The following is a 17294-nucleotide window of genomic DNA, read 5'->3' as shown; positions in this document are numbered from 1 at the left end:
TTAGTAAGTAAAAAGGAGAAGTGTTAGACTTCTCCTTTTTGTTTTTCTACAAATTATTGTTATTTTCTTCTAATAACCTTAGATACTTCTCCTAATATTAGTGGAATTAGAGCAAGAAGAAGTACTGGTATCCATTCCCAAGTTAGAGATACAACTTCAAATAAGTCTCTCAGGACTGGGACATACATTACAATTAGTAATAGGGCAAATGATAGAAGTGTTGCCTTTATTAGTTGTGGGTTTGATCCAAATCCTAATTCTTTTAGAGTGAACTTGTTTGACCTAATTGAGAAGGCTCTTAGTAGTTCGCTTGTTATAAGTGTTGCAAATACCATTGTATGAGCACCTTCTATTGAGTTAGGGAAGATAAACTTAAGCCCAACTATATAAGAGGCAAGAACTGCAACTGTTATAAATATTGATTGAGCTATAAGGTCTGTTCTTGTCCTACCTGAAATGATAGATGAGTTTGGATCTCTAGGATCTTCTTCCATAATACCTGGCTCTGCTGGTTCAACACCTAAAGCTAAAGCTGGGAAGGCATCTGTTACAAGGTTTAACCATAGAAGCTGGATTGGTGTAAGTGGACTAGGGAGCCCAAATAGGATTGATAAGAATACTATCAATACTTCGGCTATGTTACATGATAGGAGGAAGGATACGAATTTCTTGATATTTGAAAATATTACTCTTCCTTCTTCTACTGCATTTACAATTGTTGCAAAGTTGTCATCTACAAGGATCATATCTGCAGTATCTTTTGCAACGTCAGTTCCTGTTATACCCATTGATATACCAATGTCAGCATTTTTAATAGCTGGAGCATCGTTTACTCCATCACCTGTCATGGCTACTATTTCTCCGTTTTGTTGGAGGGCCTTTACAAGTTGAACTTTATTTTCTGGGGAAACTCTAGCAAAAATTCTCTTAGTTTTAACTATTTCACGAATTTCTGCTTCGGTTTTGTCATTTAGGTCGCTTCCCTGCATAGCTTGGTCACGACTTGTAGCTATGCCTAATTCTTTGGCGATAGCTAGAGCTGTTTCAAAATAGTCTCCTGTTATCATTACAACATCAATACCTGATGCGTGACATTCTTTGACAGCAGCTTTTGCTTCTGGTCTTGGTGGATCGATCATTCCAGTTAGACCAACAAAGACCATATCATGTTCGATATTTTCACTAGTTATTTCTGTATCAAGTGTTTCCATTTGTTTAAAGGAATATGCCATAACACGAAGAGCTTGGCTTGCAAGGCTTGTATTAACTTCTAGTGCTTTTTTCTTTAGATCATCTGTAAAGTTTACTATTTCTCCATTTACAAGAGTTTTTGAACATTTGTTTATTACAACGTCTGGAGCACCTTTTGTATATCCGTAATTTTTGCCATCCATTTCGTGGAAGGTTGTCATCATTTTCCTTGTAGAATCGAATGGGATTTCTTCAAGTCTTGGATGTTTTTCGTTTAGATTTTCTTGGTTGATGTTCCATTTCTCAGAAAATGTTAGCATTGCCCCTTCTGTAGGGTCACCTGTTATCTTGTAGGTATCATTTTCTCTAATTAGGTTGGCATCGTTACATAAACTAGCTATGGTCATTAGAAGTTTTATTTGATCGTGATCATTAATAACTTCTCCCTTAGAGTCTCTAATATCTCCTTTTGGTTCATAGCCAGATCCTTCTACTTCAAACTCATCTCCATTAGTATAAACTTTTGTTATAGTCATTTCGTTTTGAGTTAGAGTTCCTGTTTTATCTGAGCAGATTACTGTAGTAGAACCAAGAGTTTCTACTGAAAGAAGGTTTTTAACAATGGCTTTTCTTTCTGCCATTCTGTTCATACCGATTGATAGAACTATTGTTACAACAGCTGTCAAACCTTCTGGTATAGCTGCAACTGCAAGAGATACTGCAACCATAAAGTTTTCTAGCATATCCATATTAGATCTAAAGTATCCTACAACAAATACTAGGATACATACTATTACAACAAGGATTGCCAATAGTTTGGATAGTTTTTTGAGTTGTTTTTGTAAAGGAGTATCTTTAGCCTCTACACTTTCAAGACTTGTTGCAATTTTACCGATTTCAGTTTCGCTTCCAGTTGCTGTTACAAGTCCCTTACCATGGCCGTAGGTTACTATTGATGAAGAAAAGGCAAAGTTGTCTCTATCTCCAATTCCTACTTCACTATCGAATTCTACACTGGAATCTTTCTCTACAGCGACTGATTCTCCTGTTAGGGAAGACTCATCAATTTGTAGGTTGCTTGATTCTAAGAGTCTCATATCAGCAGGGATAATATCTCCTGTTTCTATGATTACAATATCTCCAGGTACAAGTTCTTCTGCCTTTACCTTTTTTCTTCCTCCATCTCTAATGATGGTTGCTTCGGGCGAGCTCATTTTTTGAAGGGCAGCTACAGAATCTTCTGCACGACCTTCTTGAATAATTGACATAATAGCATTAATTACTACTATTGCAATAATTATAACGGCTTCTACAGTATCTCCAGTAAAGGCTGATACAATAGATGCTAGTACCAAAAGGATAACCATAGGGTCTGCTATTTGTTCGATGATTTTCTTAGCTAAAGATTTTTTGTTTGAAGACTCGATCACGTTTGGACCGAACTTCTCAAGTCTTTGTTTAGCTTCATCGGAAGTAAGACCACGGTTTGGGTCACTATTATGTTTTTTGATTACTTCGTTTAAACTTCCTTTATAGTCCATAATTCCTCCATTAATATTTGCAAAAGATATAAAAAAAACTTTTGGCAAATACATGCCAAAAGTCTTGCCACCTTTTAGGGTTTATTTAACCGGGAAATCTTCCGTTCTGACGATTAAATAATTGGGCTACTCCCTTTTGCTTACCTATATTATATAACAAATTTGATTAATTACAAGATAAAGCTAGGAGATGATATTTATTTTTGAACAAAGTTAAATAACAAATTATATAGTCCCATAAGTCCTAATTCATGAGTTCTTTCGTAGCCATGACTTGCAGCGACACCACTTCCTACAAGGGCATGACGGAAGTCGTTGTCACTTGCAATAGCTGCAGATGCATCTGATCCATAGAAAGGATAAATATCAAGTGCGTAGTTTATGTTAAGTTTTATGGCTAAATCTACAAGTTCATTTGTCAAATCATAGTTATAAGGACCGGTTGAATCCTTGGCACAAATAGAAACCATAGTTTCATCACAAGTTAAATCGTCGTAAACAACGCCCATATCAACTGCAACCATGTCAGTAATTCCCTTTGGGTGACCGCTTGCTGCACCATGACCGACTTCTTCATAGATTGTAAACTCCATGTATAAAGGTCTGTTGATTTTGATATTTTTTTCTTTAATTTCCTTAGCAAGGGCCAAAAGAACACCTGCAGATGCCTTATCATCTAAGTGTCTTGATTTGATGAAGCCATTTGCTTGTATAAATCTAGGATCTAGGGAAATAAAGTCACCGTTACTTATTCCTAAAGCTTTGGTTTCTTCATCACTTCTAGTTATCTCATCTAGGACAACTTCCATTGTTTCGTCGTCTCTTTTAGATTCTTGTGGATCTCTTGAGCCGTGAACAGCAGGTTCGTTAAGTCTAAATACTCCGCTAAATTCTTTGCCAAATCTAGTATGGATTGTCACATTTTCTCCCTCTGCATAGGAAAATGGATAGCCACCAAGACCTGTAACTTTAAGTCTACCATTTTCTTTGATACTTCTAACCATTAGACCAAGTGTATCTATGTGAGCAGATAATAAAAGTCCATTTTCATTTCCTTCGACTATTGGGACAACGACATTTCCTTTGTTTGTTTGGTAAGGTTCATAGCCTAGGTTTTTAAATTCGTCCATCAAGTATTTTTCGCAAAGTTTAGTGTAGCCAGTAGGTGATGGGGTTTCTATCAAGTTTTTGATGTAGTTAGTTATTGTTGTAATTTCCATATTTTCTCCTTTAATCATTGTTCCTAGAAGATTCTAGCTCCATATCTTTGATGTTGTTTAGGCATATACAAAGGCTGATGAGCTCAAGGGTATAATTTTCATCATAAACTGTAAGCTCGTATTGGTCGGTCATTGATAAAATCTTTTTCGTAACTTCACCTATTGTTTCACCTTTATATCGTATCTTAAACTCATAATCGAAGAAATTTCCACTAAGATTAATCCTGTCATTATCCATTATAACATCAATTGACTTTCTAAAGATACTTAGATTTGCCTTTATTTTCATAGAGGCTTTATTTTTATCAGCAAAATCTACCTTATATGTGGGTAAGAATGGTTTAAATGCTCTATCTATAGAGAAAATCTCATCATGATTCTCATCAGATACTCTTACCTTGTAGCCGATTAATTTGAGTTTTTGGTCTACATAAAAGGCTTTTTTGCCATTTTCATCTAAGATTGGATAGTGGTCTACTATCTTAAAAAACTTTTCTTTGAAATAATACTTTTTCATAAAACGTCCTTTTATTTTTATTATACCCAAAGCTATATTTTATATGATTATATGATTTATCTTAGAAAATAGATCTTTATAAAGCTATGTCTTTACTATAAGATTAACTTTCTTACTATTGAATCTGTTTATTATTATAGGGGGTACTAATATTTTGAATCATTGAAGAAATTTTTGAATTAAAGTACAATTTTATCGAAAATGAACTAAGGATGAATTTTGTGGATAAACTAAAAAAATTGATCACTGGATTTTTGGTTTTTGCTATAATGCTTTCAATTATTCCGTCAAATGCGTTAGCAAAAGACTGGGTTGAAAAGCATGTGAAAAAAGCTGTAGTAAATAAATTAACAGCTATAGGGCTAGGGGCATTCGGTATTTTTGCTGGAAATATAGTTAAAGGAATCATCGATGCATATATAGATCCAGGTCAATGGTTAGCTGAAAGAATTGATGGAAATGATAGAATACCAAATAATGGATATATAGAAGTATGATGAGCATATTGAATTTTTTAAAATCTAAATATATGTATATTCTAATTTTTTTCGGTATTTATATTTTAGCATATTCTATATTATCTTCAGATGGAGAAAACAAAAAAATGTTGAAAAAAATACTTGGTTGTTTACTGATTATTATTGGATGTATAAGTATGTATATCAAAAGTTAAATCATGGTATATAATATGAACAAATATCTTATTATTGTTTACATGAAATAAAAGCATCTACAAAAGTAGATGCTTTTCTTATACTCAATTTAAGAGGCGATAATATAAATGTTTTAAACTTAATATTCACCCATAAGGGCACAGGTGAGCAAAGAGATAAATTAAAGACGGGGGAGAAGATTATCTTCATCATCTATTTATTTAGAGAAATACCATCAGGAAGGAACATCAACGAATTTACTGCTATGAAATTTATAGCCGTGTGTTCCTGTGTGATAGCTCTTGCCTAAACCTTATTCGGACATCAGCTGCATTTATAAAAATACGTTTATTAATTAAAGTAGTTATAATTATATAGATTAAAAATTAATTTACCTATTTCCTTATGTGAGTCTTTTGAAAAACATTCTGCCTTATCTGCAGCTTTAGGAATAACAGAACCCGCGATTTTCGGCATTAACCTAAGATTTGTAAAGCCTTTTGTTATGGCAATGATTGGAGGAGCAGCTGGAGGATTCTTTGCATCAATCTTTAAACTAGCCGGAACAGGAATGGCAGTTACTGTGATTCCAGGAACACTCTTGTACCTTGATAATATATTTATGTATTTGTTGATGCTAGTTATAGCAGCAGGAGTAGCCTTTATTTTAACTTATCTATTTGGCTATTCTGATGATATGCTAGAAAAGAAATAAGAAAAAATTGGAGCTAATTGCTCCAATTTTTGTTTTCTTATATTTTAGCGACCGCCACCGCCGCCACCTCCAAAGCTTCCACCTCCACCGGAAAATGAAGTTGTTCCTCCTCCACCAGCAGAAGAAAAGCCCGTTGCGTTTGAGTAGGAAGTAGAAGTTTTCTTAGAAAAGGACCTAGAGTTTGCTATCATATACGGAGCAAAGTAAGTTCTTGTGTAAAATTCTGGGTAGGTATTTTCAAACTTAGCAAAAACTTTTTCGCTTATGCCAAAGATTGCTGCATATATTATGAACATATCCCAAGTGTCAATTTCATTTGGGTTTCTTTCTTCTACATTTTCATAGTCCAACAGATAGTTTTTAAATTTAATCAAATTTTCATATAGATTTATCCCCTTATCTGTAACTTCAAGCTCTGTCCCAGATTTTTTGGTATTTAGGAATTGCTTTTGGTAGCTTATCTCTTTTAGATATCCATTTTCTATGAGAGCGTTCTTTGAAGAATCAATAAAGTTATCATAGAAATCTTCTACTTCTTCCTTATTTTTTCTAAAGTATTTGGCTATATTTTTCTCGCTTACTAGTCCGTCTTTGGAATATTCCCTAGACTCCTCAACTATATCAAAAAATTCTTCTTCAACTTGACCCATGTTTTTTGGTCTTGAGATTATTTCTATTTTGGGATGTTTATCTTCTGTGAGATTAATATTTTTATCATAGATCCATTTTAAGATGAAAGCATCTATGAAATTTTCAGGACTGACTTCATAAGGATAAGCTCTATTTAAAAGAAAGTATAGGTCTTCTATATTTCCTTCATAAGGAATGCGAGATTCAAATTCATTTTTGTAGGATTTTGCTTTTTTAAGTCTATTATCATTAATTATGTTATTTTCATCAAAGTTAAGCTTATACCCCCTAATTCCTGCAAATATTCCGGAAAGTACAGCTATAGGAAGGATTGCAAGTATAACTTTTACAAAAAGAGGGATTGGCTCTGTATCTACACTGCCTTCTTTTTCTTCCCACTTAGAATCGACTACCGCCTTGTCTGCGTAATCTTTGAAAGATTTATCTTCTCTGTAGGAGGTGTTAAAGTATCCTTTAGGAAATTTGAGCATTATAGTTGTGTAATCGACTTCTCCCTTTGACTTTAAAACTATTGTTCCATTTTCATTGTTTATTTCTCCAACTAATCCAAATCCCCACATTTTTATATCTTCAGGAAACTTCTCATAGCCATTTATTTTTATCGAAACATTTTCTGGCTTAGGATCAAAATTGCTACCTACAAATTGGAAAAACACCATGTCTGCATCATTTAGTCCAACAACCAGAGGATTTATCTTGTATTTTAATGTGTATGTATTTTCTGTATAAGAGCTTATTCCCCAACAAAGTTCTACTTCGTCATTTCTATTAATCATTCCGTACTTGTAGGACTTTTCTTCAAAGTTTTTATCAGTATCCCAAGGCTCAATTCTTTCAAAATCTTTGCCATTAGCTGATAGAGAAAAATCTTCGATCTTTAATCCTTTTAGGTTTTCTATTAGTTTATATCTTTCTGTATAATCTTTGTTGTCTTCATCTATATTCCATGTTTCACTTACACTTGCTATTCCATCTTTATCAATGGAAATGTCCATATCAATTGATTTAAAATCATCTGCAAAGGATGTTTTTGGTATAAGTATCAAGCCTATAACAAAGATTGTCTTCATTATAGTTTTATAAATCCTTTTCATATTACCTCCAAATTATTAGAAAATTTGATATTAATCTTATCATATAATTTATACCCCATAGATTATTTATTAAATCGTTGACAATAATTGTCACAAGATGTAAAATTCTCTTAAGTTAGGGGAGGGCGTTTTAATTTTGCCAGCCCCTTTGATTGTGTAAGGAAGGTATTTATGCAGAAAAATATTGTCAAAAGAACATTCGACAAGGCAACAGAAAATCCTGCTTTTATCTTGTCGATGGGCTTTCTTATTTTAATAAGTTTGGGAGGACTGATATTATCAACTCCTTTTGTAACCCAAACAGGAACTAGAACGGGAATTATAGATTCGTTCTTTGTTGCGGCAAGTGCATCTTGCGTTACAGGATTATCTCCTGTAAATACTGGTCATTATTGGAATACACTTGGACAAGTTGTGATTATTATTCTAATTCAAATAGGTGGACTTGGGATAATGACTATAGCATCTCTTATTCCACTTCTTCTAAGAAAGAAAATAGGAATAAAATCAAGGCAAATTCTAAAGGAACAGTTAAATGTTGAAAGCATGGCGGGCATGGTAAAACTATTTAAATATGTCTTAGTTTTTACTCTCGTTGCTGAGGGCCTTGGAGCCTTATTGTTATCTTTTAGATTTGTGCCAAGCTATGGACTTGGAAAAGGGATTTGGTATTCAGTATTTCATTCAATATCAGCTTTTTGTAATGCTGGTTTTGACATCTTAGGAGATTCTATTTATCCGCTTAGAAAAGACCTTTTGGTCAACATAACTATAATGGCTCTTATTGTTACTGGTGGATTAGGATTTATGGTAACAAGCGAAATATTTTATAAGAGAGATATAAAGAAGATTTCAACCCACTCAAAACTCGTTTTAGTGATAAATCTTGCCTTGATATTAGTTGGAGCTATCGGATTTTTCATACTTGAATCAATCCAAGGTGGAGTTTTAGTAGGCGAAGGAGCATTAGGCTCTGTTACAGAATCATTCTTTCAATCAATCTCGGCAAGAACTGCTGGATTTTATTCAGTAAATCTTTCAAACATAAAAGATTCTACATCTTTGCTGTTGATGGGACTTATGTTTATAGGTGGCTCCCCTGGATCAACCGCTGGAGGTATCAAGACAACTACCTTCGGTGTTTTAGTTTTGGCAACTTATTCTATAATCAAAAATCAAAAAGAACCAGTAGTGTTCAAGAAACATATCAGCGATGAGTCAATCAAAAAAGCTCTATCTATATTTATGATTTCATTTGCTATAGTTCTTTTGGTAACTTTTATAATAACTATCACAGATGATTTTGACCTCATAGATACTTTATATGAAACAGTATCTGCACTTGCAACAGTAGGAGCAAGTAGAGGAATAACAGGAGAGTTATCAAAGATAGCCAAAATTCTCATAGGTTTTTGTATGTATTTGGGTAGGATTGGTCCTATGACTATGGCCTTTGCCTTTGGTTTAGAAACAGATGATAAATTAATTAGATATCCAGAAAGTTTTATTAGTTTAGGTTAGGAGATATTATGGAAAAAAATGTTATTGTATTAGGACTAGGAAGATTTGGATCAGCAGTTGCAACCAAACTTTTTGAAAAAGGTGTTTATGTCACTGCTGTAGATTCAAACTACAGAAAAGTAGAAAAAATTGCAAACTTCGTATCAAATGCAGCTCAGGGGGATATGACAGAAGAGCTAGCGATGAAATCCCTTGGTATAAATAACTATGATATTGCAATAATAGCTACAGGAACAGATATAGAAGCATCAATTGAGGCTACCTTGATATGTAAAGATAGTGGCGTAGAGAAAGTTATAGCAAAAGCAACTAGTCAATCTCACGCAAGAATTTTAAAGAAAATTGGAGCAGATCAAATTGTTTATCCAGAGCTTGACACAGGAGAAAGACTAGCGAGAGCTCTTGCTGGGTCAAATCTATTAGAGCTTGTTCAGTTTTCAAATGATTTTTCACTAATAGAGATTAAAGCTCATAAAAATTGGGTGGGCAAGACTTTGATAGAACTTGATTTTAGAAAATCATACAAGATGAATGTCGTAGCCTTTGAAAGAGATGGAAAGATGATGATGGACATCGACCCAAATATAAAAATAGAAGAAGATGATGTTTTAGTCCTCATTGGAGATAATGAAAACGCTAAAGAACTTGAGGAAAACTCATAACAAGGAAAACGTGGTAAAGTCTAAAACGTTGATAAAAATTAAACAAAACAACGGATAAGAAAAAGTTTGCACAAATCATAAAATGGTGTTATAATAAAATCAGCTATTAAATAGCTAGGTTTTTCATTATTAATTCCTTATAGTTTTCCCTTTAGAAAACTAGGACTAACTTATTCTTTTCTATAAAGGAGAAGGGCCTGAGGGCCCTTTTTCTGTGTCCATTTTTAAAGTATGGGTATAATATAAAAAAGAAATAGAAAGAGAGAATAAAAATGTATAACCCAAATTATTTTGGATATATGTTCTATGACAAGACTTATATACTTGTTATGTTAGGTCTTGTTATAAGTATGTTAGCTCAAGCAAATATCCAAAAAGCTTTTAATAAATACAAGAAAGTAAAATCTCAAAAAGGAATAACTGGCTATGAAGCAGCCAAATATATCCTAGATACTAACTCATATAAAGATATTTCTATAAAAAAGATTGGTGGAAGCTTATCCGACTATTTTAATCCTGCGACTAAGGAGGTTGCTCTATCAAATGAATCTTTTACAGATACGTCAATAGCATCTATAGCAGTTGCTTGCCACGAATGTGGGCACGTTATTCAATATAAGGAAGGATATCTTCCACTAAGAATTAAGGCTTGGTTGGTACCTGCAGTTAATTTCGGGTCAAAACTATCCTTTCCTATGATTCTTCTAGGTTTGTTTTTATCAAAACAAAGCCTGTTAGATATAGGGCTTATACTTTTTTCTTTAGTTTTGATTTTTCAGATAATAACTCTTCCAGTAGAGTTTGATGCATCAAGACGAGCTATAAGAGTTATTGAAGAAAGTGGCATGCTTGTAAATGATGAAGTAAATTCAGCAAGGTCTATGCTAAAAGCTGCAGCCCTAACATATGTTGCAGCAACTTTATCGACAGCCCTTCAATTCTTGAGGTTGTTTATCCTTTATGGAAATAGAAACAATAGGAGAGACTAAATAGTCTTTCCTAAATTTCTTGAATTCAATTTGCTATATAGTACAATTTTACTAGGAATCATTTATGGTTCTTATTTTTAACAGAAGAAGGTCAGAGATAGTCAATGAAAATTGGCTTTTAAATATAGAAAGTTAGGTGGAATATGGCGGGTCTTACTTCGGAGATTGAAAAGTTTCTTAAAATGATGTTAGAGGATTCCGTTGACGGAATGCTTGAAATCGGTAGAAATGACTTGGCAACACGTTTTGACTGTGCTCCAAGTCAGATAAATTATGTTTTATCAACAAGATTTACCCCATACAATGGTTACTTGATTGAAAGTAAGCGTGGAGGTAATGGCTTTATAAAGATAATTACAGTTGTTGATGAAGATTCATATATTTCCTATCTTATAAAAAACTTAAAAAAAGATATGAGCGAAAACAATGCGGACAGTTTGTTTAAAGATCTTGTAAGAAGGGAATACTTTACAGAAAATGAATATATAATGGCAAGATATGTCACAAGCGATAAGGCCCTAGCAGGAATATGCGATGTAAAGAAAAGAAACGCCATTCGTTCTGATATCATTAAAAATATCTTGCTGAGCCTAATGGCAAGGAGTAATTAATATGAAATGTGATAAATGTGATAAGGAAGCTACGGTAACAGTCAAGGCTATAATTAATGGTAAACAAACAGATTTTCACCTATGTAACGACTGCGTAAAGAAATTTACAGATATAGGCGTAGATGAAGATGGAAATGTAAAGCCGGGAGTTACAAGCCTTGATAGTAAAAATATAGAAAATCTTATTGGTCAATTTATGCCAAGCCTTGAAGAAGTGATTGATTCATATTATGAATATAAATTTAATCAGGTAAACTTCTCCTATGACATGATAGGAAGACTTGGAGATGAAGCTTGTCCAACTTGTGGCAACCTCGTTTCAAATATAAACAATGGTGTTTTTGGATGCCCAGATTGCTACAAGCTAGACAAAAAACTTACAAGTAAGATTCTTAGGACCTATAATAATTATAGTAAATACGAGGGGAAATTCCCTAGAAAAGAGCGTGAGGTAAAAGACCTTGCGGCAAGGATTAAAAATCTTCAAGATAAATTACAAATTTCAGTTGAGATAGAAGATTACGAGAGAGCAGCAACTATCAAAGAAGAAATAGAAGAGTTAACTGGCAAGGTGGGAAATTAATGGACTATAGCAAAAATATAATCCTAGAATCAAACCTATCTATCAGAAGAAACATCGAAGGATATGATTTTCCTGCGACAATGACACTTGAGGCAAGCGAGAAAATCATAGAAATGTTTAGAGATATATATGCTGATAAGCTTGTTTTATTGGAAGATCTTGACGAAAATACAAAAAATGAGCTTATAAATTCCTTTGTATTAAGCGAAGAAGCTGATAAAAAACTTGCCCAGATTGGACTGGTTATAGAAGATGATTACATCTTGACAATAAATGATAGAGATCATCTGGCAATAAATGTCAGAAATTTCGACCTTGATTGTAAAAAAGCTTATAGAAAGGCTTTGGATGTAGAAGAAAAGTTAGATGAAATCCTAGATTTTTCTTTTTCATCAGATCTTGGCTATTACACTCAAGATGCGAGAAATACAGGCTCAGGTCTTGAGATTTTTGTAAAAACATTCTTGTTTGCTATGGTTGATGATGAAAAAGCCTACTATGGATTAAAACAGAGTTTACTTAGGGAAGGAATGTATCTTACAAGATTTACTCCGAAGTACAACAATGCATACTCAGATGATGTTTATCTCATAAAAAACATTGGAAATTACAGGAAAGATATAGAATCATATGTAGATAAATTTGACCACAGCCTAGATATTCTCCTAAGAAATGAGAGAAGATTTAGAAGAGATTATATGCACATAAACAAGGTCAAGAGCGAAGAGATAGAAGATAGAATAAATATTAGTTTGACAAATCTTAAGGAAGGTCTTGTAAAGACCTTAGATCTTATGATAGAAAACTTGTATATATTAAAAAAATACAGGATTTTAGGATTTGATACTGATTTTACAGATGAAGAAATAGATTATTTAATATTTAATTTGACAAAGAATAAGTATAAGGGAAATAGAGATGAGGATAGATACCTCTTTCTAAGAGAATATATTAAGGAGAGATAATGGAAAATACAGGACTAAACAAACTTACCTCCCAAGCCAGAAGAGAGTCTTATTCCCTAAACCATGATTATATAGGAAGCGAGCACTTGTTACTAGCCCTTATGAAAACAGGCTCACTTGCAAGTGAGGCTTTAAAAATAAGCGGAGCAAATTATGATCTTTTTAGATCTATTGTTATAAATAATATAGGAAGGGGCAACTCTCAAAGGCCTGCTACTGAGTTTTCTAAAAAACTTAGACAAATCTTTGAAGAGGCAAGAAATATAGCTTTAAATAAGAAACTTCCTGCTCCTCGTGAAGAAGATGTTCTAATGGCGATAATTGATGATGATGACTCCTTTACAAACCTCATGTTTTTATTGTCAGGTTTGGATAAGGAAAATATAAGAGCTAATCTAAATGATTTGATGGGGAAAAATCCTAACAAGCAAATGACTAACTCTAGTTTATCTGAAAATGTAACTAACTTTGCCAGAGATTTAAACGAAATTGCCAAAAGTGGAAAGATAGATCCAGTAATTGGTAGAGATGAAGAAATCCAAAGATTGGTGCAAATCCTTATGAGAAGGAGAAAAAATAATCCTATCTTGATAGGGGCACCTGGTGTGGGAAAAACTGCCATAGCAGAAGGTCTTGCCCAAAGGATTGTTGAAGGAAATGTTCCTGAGATTATTAAGGGTAAAACCATACTAAGCCTAGACCTTGCAAGCCTAATTGCAGGAAGCAAGTACAGGGGAGATTTCGAAGATAGGCTAAAGAAATTATTTGAAGAAATCGAAAAGAGGGATGACATCATACTCTTTATAGATGAGTTTCACATGGTGCTTGGGGCTGGAGCCTCTGAAGGATCTATGGATGCAGCAAATATCCTAAAACCAATCCTTGCCAAGGGTGACGTCCAAATCATGGGAGCTACAACTATAGAAGAATATAGAAAACATGTGGAGAAAGATTCTGCCCTAAGTCGTCGCATGCAGCCAATCCAAGTAGACGAACCAAGTCTTGAAGATGCTAGAGAAATAATAAGAGGACTTAAGGATAAGTACGAAGACCACCACGGGGTAAAAATCACAGATGAGGCTATAAATGCAGCTGTAGAATTATCTGACAGATACATCACTGATAGGTATCTTCCCGATAAGGCGATAGATCTTATAGATGAAGCAAGCTCTAAAATAAGAATTGCAGCCTTCCAAAAATCTGACAAAGATAATTCTTTTGAAGAAAATTTGGAAAGACTTACTAGAGAAAAAGAAAACGCTGTAAGAGATCAAGACTTCGAAAGAGCAGCAGAGCTTAGGGATAAAATTAACCAAGCTAAATTTGATCTAGAAGCACAAAAAGATAAGGAAAATAAAAACAAAGATGAACTTTTCATATCCTATGATGACCTAGCAAGTATAGTTGCAAGCTGGTCAAAGGTTCCTGTTGAAAAATTAACAGAAGATGAAAAGGAAAAATATGCTAACTTGGATAGTGATCTTAAACTAAGTGTAATAGGTCAACAAGAAGCCATCGACTCAGTAGCAAGATCTATCAAAAGAGCAAGGGTCGGTCTAAAAGATCCTAAAAAGCCTATCGGATCCTTTATATTCGTTGGACCAACAGGAGTAGGTAAGACCTATCTTGCCAAAACCTTGGCTAGAGACTTGTTTGGATCAGAGGATAAACTAATAAGGATGGATATGAGTGAGTATATGGAAAAATTCGCCGTATCAAGACTTGTTGGTTCTCCTCCAGGATATGTCGGCTACGAAGAGGGAGGACAACTAACAGAAGCGGTAAGAACAAATCCTTATTCTGTAGTATTGTTTGACGAGATAGAAAAAGCCCACCCAGATGTATTTAACATGCTCCTTCAAATCTTAGATGATGGAAGGCTAACTGATGGTCAAGGTAGGACAGTTGACTTTAAAAACACAATCATAATCATGACCAGCAATGTCGGTGTAAGAAGCCTAAGCCAAAGTAAAACAATAGGTTTCGAGCTTGGAGATGAGAAAAAAATAGAAGAAGAAAGAACAGCTGACCTTATAGAAAAGGCGGTCAAAGATTCTTTCGCTCCAGAATTTATCAATAGACTTGATCAGGTAATAATGTTTAAGCCTTTAGGTGAAAAGGAGATTGAGGAAATATCTGGTCTAATGCTTGAAAAAACCAAGGCTCGACTAAACGAGATTGACCTTGATATAAAATATGATCAAAAGGTTGTAAAACTTCTAGCAAAAGAAGGATTTGACCCTGAATATGGGGCAAGACCACTCGAACGTCACATAACAAAGATGATTGACGATAGACTAGCCGAAGATATCCTAGATGGCAAACTCGATAGAGATGAAACCATAAGGATATCTGTTAGAAAAGATAGCCTAGTCTTTAGAAATATAAGCAAGGAAAAAAAGAAAAGACAAGCTAACAAAGAACTTGTAGAAGCTAAAAACTAAAAAAGAATAAATCAATTAAACTCTTTCTAAGGATTTTGGGAAGAGTTTTTTATTGGGGAAAATTGTAATGAAATAACCACTCATCACATAATTTGTGAAATTTCACAAGAAAATTATAAAACCGGAATATGAAACGATTTCCCTAAATTTATGTTCAAATATTATGAAATATTTATTTATATTAATTAAATATGGAGTTAAAATCCATGATAAAAAATTAAAGCAAAAGACTTAAAATTAGCTTAAATTTTAAGAAGTGTCTGGGAAATAAGTAAAATCAATGGATATACAAAGAAGTTTATATAGGAATAAGGACTAAATAATATTAAAAGTTGGAGATTGTGCTAAGTTTTTTAAGAAGGTTTAGGAGAGATGCTGGAGTTTCAAGGGAAAATATTTGTATAAATAATAACAATCTGAGGGAATTTTCACAATAAACCTCTTCCATTTAATTTAGATCTAATGTATAATATATATTACAGAATCAAATAACGTTTTCAAAGAAAACGAAAGGGAGGATTTATATGAAAAAACAAATTTAAAGCCTTGATGGCTTTATCTCTTGCAGCAGTGCTTACAGCTTGTGGAGGAAAAGGAGCTGATAAGGCTAGTGAGAATGAAGCTAGTGAGCCAGGAGATGTATCTGGCAAAATCACTGTTCAAGTTGAAGAAGAATGGCAAGACCATTATGAAAAGGCAGCAGAAAGAGTTAAGGAAAAATATCCTAATGCAGAAATCGAATTTAAAACATTAGGTGCTTTCGATCACTTAGATATAATTGATCAAACAGATGCTAACAACGAAGACGTAGCAGATCTTTTTGCACTTCCTGCAGATAGACTTGTTGGTCTTGTTGGAAATGACATCCTTGGAGCAGTTGATTCTAAGAAACTTGCCGAAGAAATCGGTGGTTGGGATGATTTTGACAAGGGAATTGGCGGAAACTTCAACATAGATGGAGAATATTTCGCATTTCCTTATAACATTGAAACATTGATTACTTATGTTAATACTAAAAATGCTGAGGCAAGTGGAATCGACGCAACAAAACCAATAGAACTTGACGAAATCAAAGAACCTTCAACAGTCTTATTACCAATATTTGATGCTTGGTACGGAGTTGCTGCAACAAACTCATCAAATATCGAACTTCTAGGTATGAATGAAGATGGCAGCTTATTTTCAGATCTCACAAAAGAATGGAAAGACCTTGAACCTGAAAAACAAGCAACTATAAAATCACTTTATGAATATTGGAAAAAACACAACGAAAAGGGAACAAGCCTATTTGACCCAGATGCAGGTTGGGGCTATATCGACGAAGAATTTAAATCTGGCAAAGGCGGAGTAGCTAGACTTGGTGGAGCTTGGGATGCAGCTTCAATATCTGAACAAGCAGGCGAAGGTAACCTTGAGATTTATCCAATAGACCACTTAACTGTAGCTGGTAAACCACTAACACACTGGCAAGGTGGTTGGGGTCTTGGAATCAATGCAAGAATTGAAGAAGACGCTAACAAAAAAGCTATAGCAGAAGAAATGATCAAAGAGATTGTAAATCCAGAATTCGCAGTAGATCTTTACAAATCAACAGGTAAGGTTCTTGAAAATGTTAAGAATGAAACTTACCAATCTTCTGACCTACCAGAATCTGATAAGAAGATAATAGATGCTACAATCAAATCATATGAAATAGCACCAGCTAGACCTCTATTCAAAGAATGGGGAGACGTTTGGGATACTTACAAGAATGCAATACTTTCTTGGAACTCAGTTAAACCTGCAAATGAAGAGGAAGCTTACAAAGAGCTAAAGGCATCATTTGATTCAATGATGGCAAACTTTAACAAATAGTTAATAGAAGGTAGGAAAGGTCAGTTTCTGGCCTTTCTTTCACTATTATGACAAATTTACCAATAGAAAAGAAAAGAGAAAAG

14 protein-coding genes are annotated in these 17294 nt (G+C 33.9%); 10 read left to right on the top strand and 4 right to left on the bottom strand.

The window, feature by feature from the left end; genetic code table 11:
* Window positions 1-59: 59 nt before the first annotated feature.
* From E0D87_RS02715 to E0D87_RS02705, 3 genes are all read right to left on the bottom strand, one after another.
* Window positions 60-2732, bottom strand: coding sequence for a cation-translocating P-type ATPase (locus E0D87_RS02715; protein ID WP_130819241.1), 2673 nt, complete (start codon window positions 2730-2732; stop codon window positions 60-62).
* Window positions 2733-2929: 197 nt separating this feature from the next.
* Complete coding sequence (locus E0D87_RS02710) at window positions 2930-3952, bottom strand: M42 family metallopeptidase (protein WP_130819240.1); 1023 nt, start codon at window positions 3950-3952, stop codon at window positions 2930-2932.
* 10 nt (window positions 3953-3962) lie between these two features.
* Window positions 3963-4469, bottom strand: coding sequence for an LURP-one-related/scramblase family protein (locus tag E0D87_RS02705; protein ID WP_130819239.1), 507 nt, complete (start codon window positions 4467-4469; stop codon window positions 3963-3965).
* 221 nt (window positions 4470-4690) lie between these two features.
* On the opposite strand from E0D87_RS02705, the gene E0D87_RS02700 reads away from it, so the two are divergent.
* Together E0D87_RS02700 and E0D87_RS02695 are read left to right on the top strand one after the other, a co-directional pair.
* Entirely contained in the window at window positions 4691-4966 is a 276-nt protein-coding gene (locus E0D87_RS02700; protein ID WP_130819238.1) for a hypothetical protein, read from the top strand.
* A 661-nt stretch (window positions 4967-5627) separates the two neighbouring features.
* Complete coding sequence (locus E0D87_RS02695) at window positions 5628-5837, top strand: hypothetical protein (RefSeq protein WP_242618429.1); 210 nt, start codon at window positions 5628-5630, stop codon at window positions 5835-5837.
* A 44-nt stretch (window positions 5838-5881) separates the two neighbouring features.
* On the opposite strand, the gene E0D87_RS02690 is transcribed toward E0D87_RS02695, so the two are convergent.
* A complete protein-coding gene (locus tag E0D87_RS02690) occupies window positions 5882-7582 on the bottom strand; it encodes a DUF2207 family protein (RefSeq protein WP_130819237.1) in 1701 nt (566 codons plus the stop codon).
* A gap of 171 nt (window positions 7583-7753) precedes the next feature.
* Here E0D87_RS02690 and E0D87_RS02685 point away from each other — a divergent pair, with 171 nt between their 5' ends.
* The 8 genes from E0D87_RS02685 to E0D87_RS02650 all read left to right on the top strand — a co-directional run bounded on the left by E0D87_RS02685 (window position 7754) and on the right by E0D87_RS02650 (window position 17211).
* Entirely contained in the window at window positions 7754-9103 is a 1350-nt protein-coding gene (locus E0D87_RS02685; RefSeq protein ID WP_130819236.1) for a TrkH family potassium uptake protein, read from the top strand.
* Window positions 9104-9111: 8 nt separating this feature from the next.
* Complete coding sequence (locus E0D87_RS02680; protein WP_130819235.1) at window positions 9112-9765, top strand: potassium channel family protein; 654 nt, start codon at window positions 9112-9114, stop codon at window positions 9763-9765.
* 272 nt (window positions 9766-10037) lie between these two features.
* Window positions 10038-10754 (top strand): zinc metallopeptidase, encoded by a 717-nt coding sequence (locus E0D87_RS02675; RefSeq protein WP_207278253.1) that lies wholly within the window; start codon window positions 10038-10040, stop codon window positions 10752-10754.
* A 143-nt stretch (window positions 10755-10897) separates the two neighbouring features.
* Window positions 10898-11365, top strand: a complete 468-nt coding sequence (locus E0D87_RS02670) for a CtsR family transcriptional regulator (protein WP_130819234.1) — start codon at window positions 10898-10900, stop codon at window positions 11363-11365.
* A gap of 1 nt (window position 11366) precedes the next feature.
* Window positions 11367-11948: a transcriptional regulator gene (locus E0D87_RS02665; protein ID WP_130819233.1), complete on the top strand. Its 582-nt coding sequence runs from the start codon at window positions 11367-11369 to the stop codon at window positions 11946-11948.
* Window positions 11948-12913, top strand: coding sequence for an ATP--guanido phosphotransferase (locus tag E0D87_RS02660; RefSeq protein WP_130819232.1), 966 nt, complete (start codon window positions 11948-11950; stop codon window positions 12911-12913). The genes E0D87_RS02665 and E0D87_RS02660 overlap by 1 nt, the downstream gene beginning before the upstream one ends.
* The gene (locus E0D87_RS02655) at window positions 12913-15357 is read left to right on the top strand and encodes an ATP-dependent Clp protease ATP-binding subunit (protein WP_130819231.1); all 2445 of its coding nucleotides are present in this window, start codon (window positions 12913-12915) and stop codon (window positions 15355-15357) included. The genes E0D87_RS02660 and E0D87_RS02655 overlap by 1 nt, the downstream gene beginning before the upstream one ends.
* 549 nt (window positions 15358-15906) lie before the next feature.
* Window positions 15907-17211, top strand: coding sequence for a sugar ABC transporter substrate-binding protein (locus tag E0D87_RS02650; RefSeq protein ID WP_130819230.1), 1305 nt, complete (start codon window positions 15907-15909; stop codon window positions 17209-17211).
* Window positions 17212-17294: the final 83 nt, after the last annotated feature.

This window comes from Anaerococcus vaginimassiliensis, from assembly GCF_900626155.1.
Lineage (GTDB): Bacteria > Bacillota > Clostridia > Tissierellales > Peptoniphilaceae > Anaerococcus > Anaerococcus vaginimassiliensis.
This window is presented reverse-complemented; position numbering and strand designations above follow the sequence as displayed.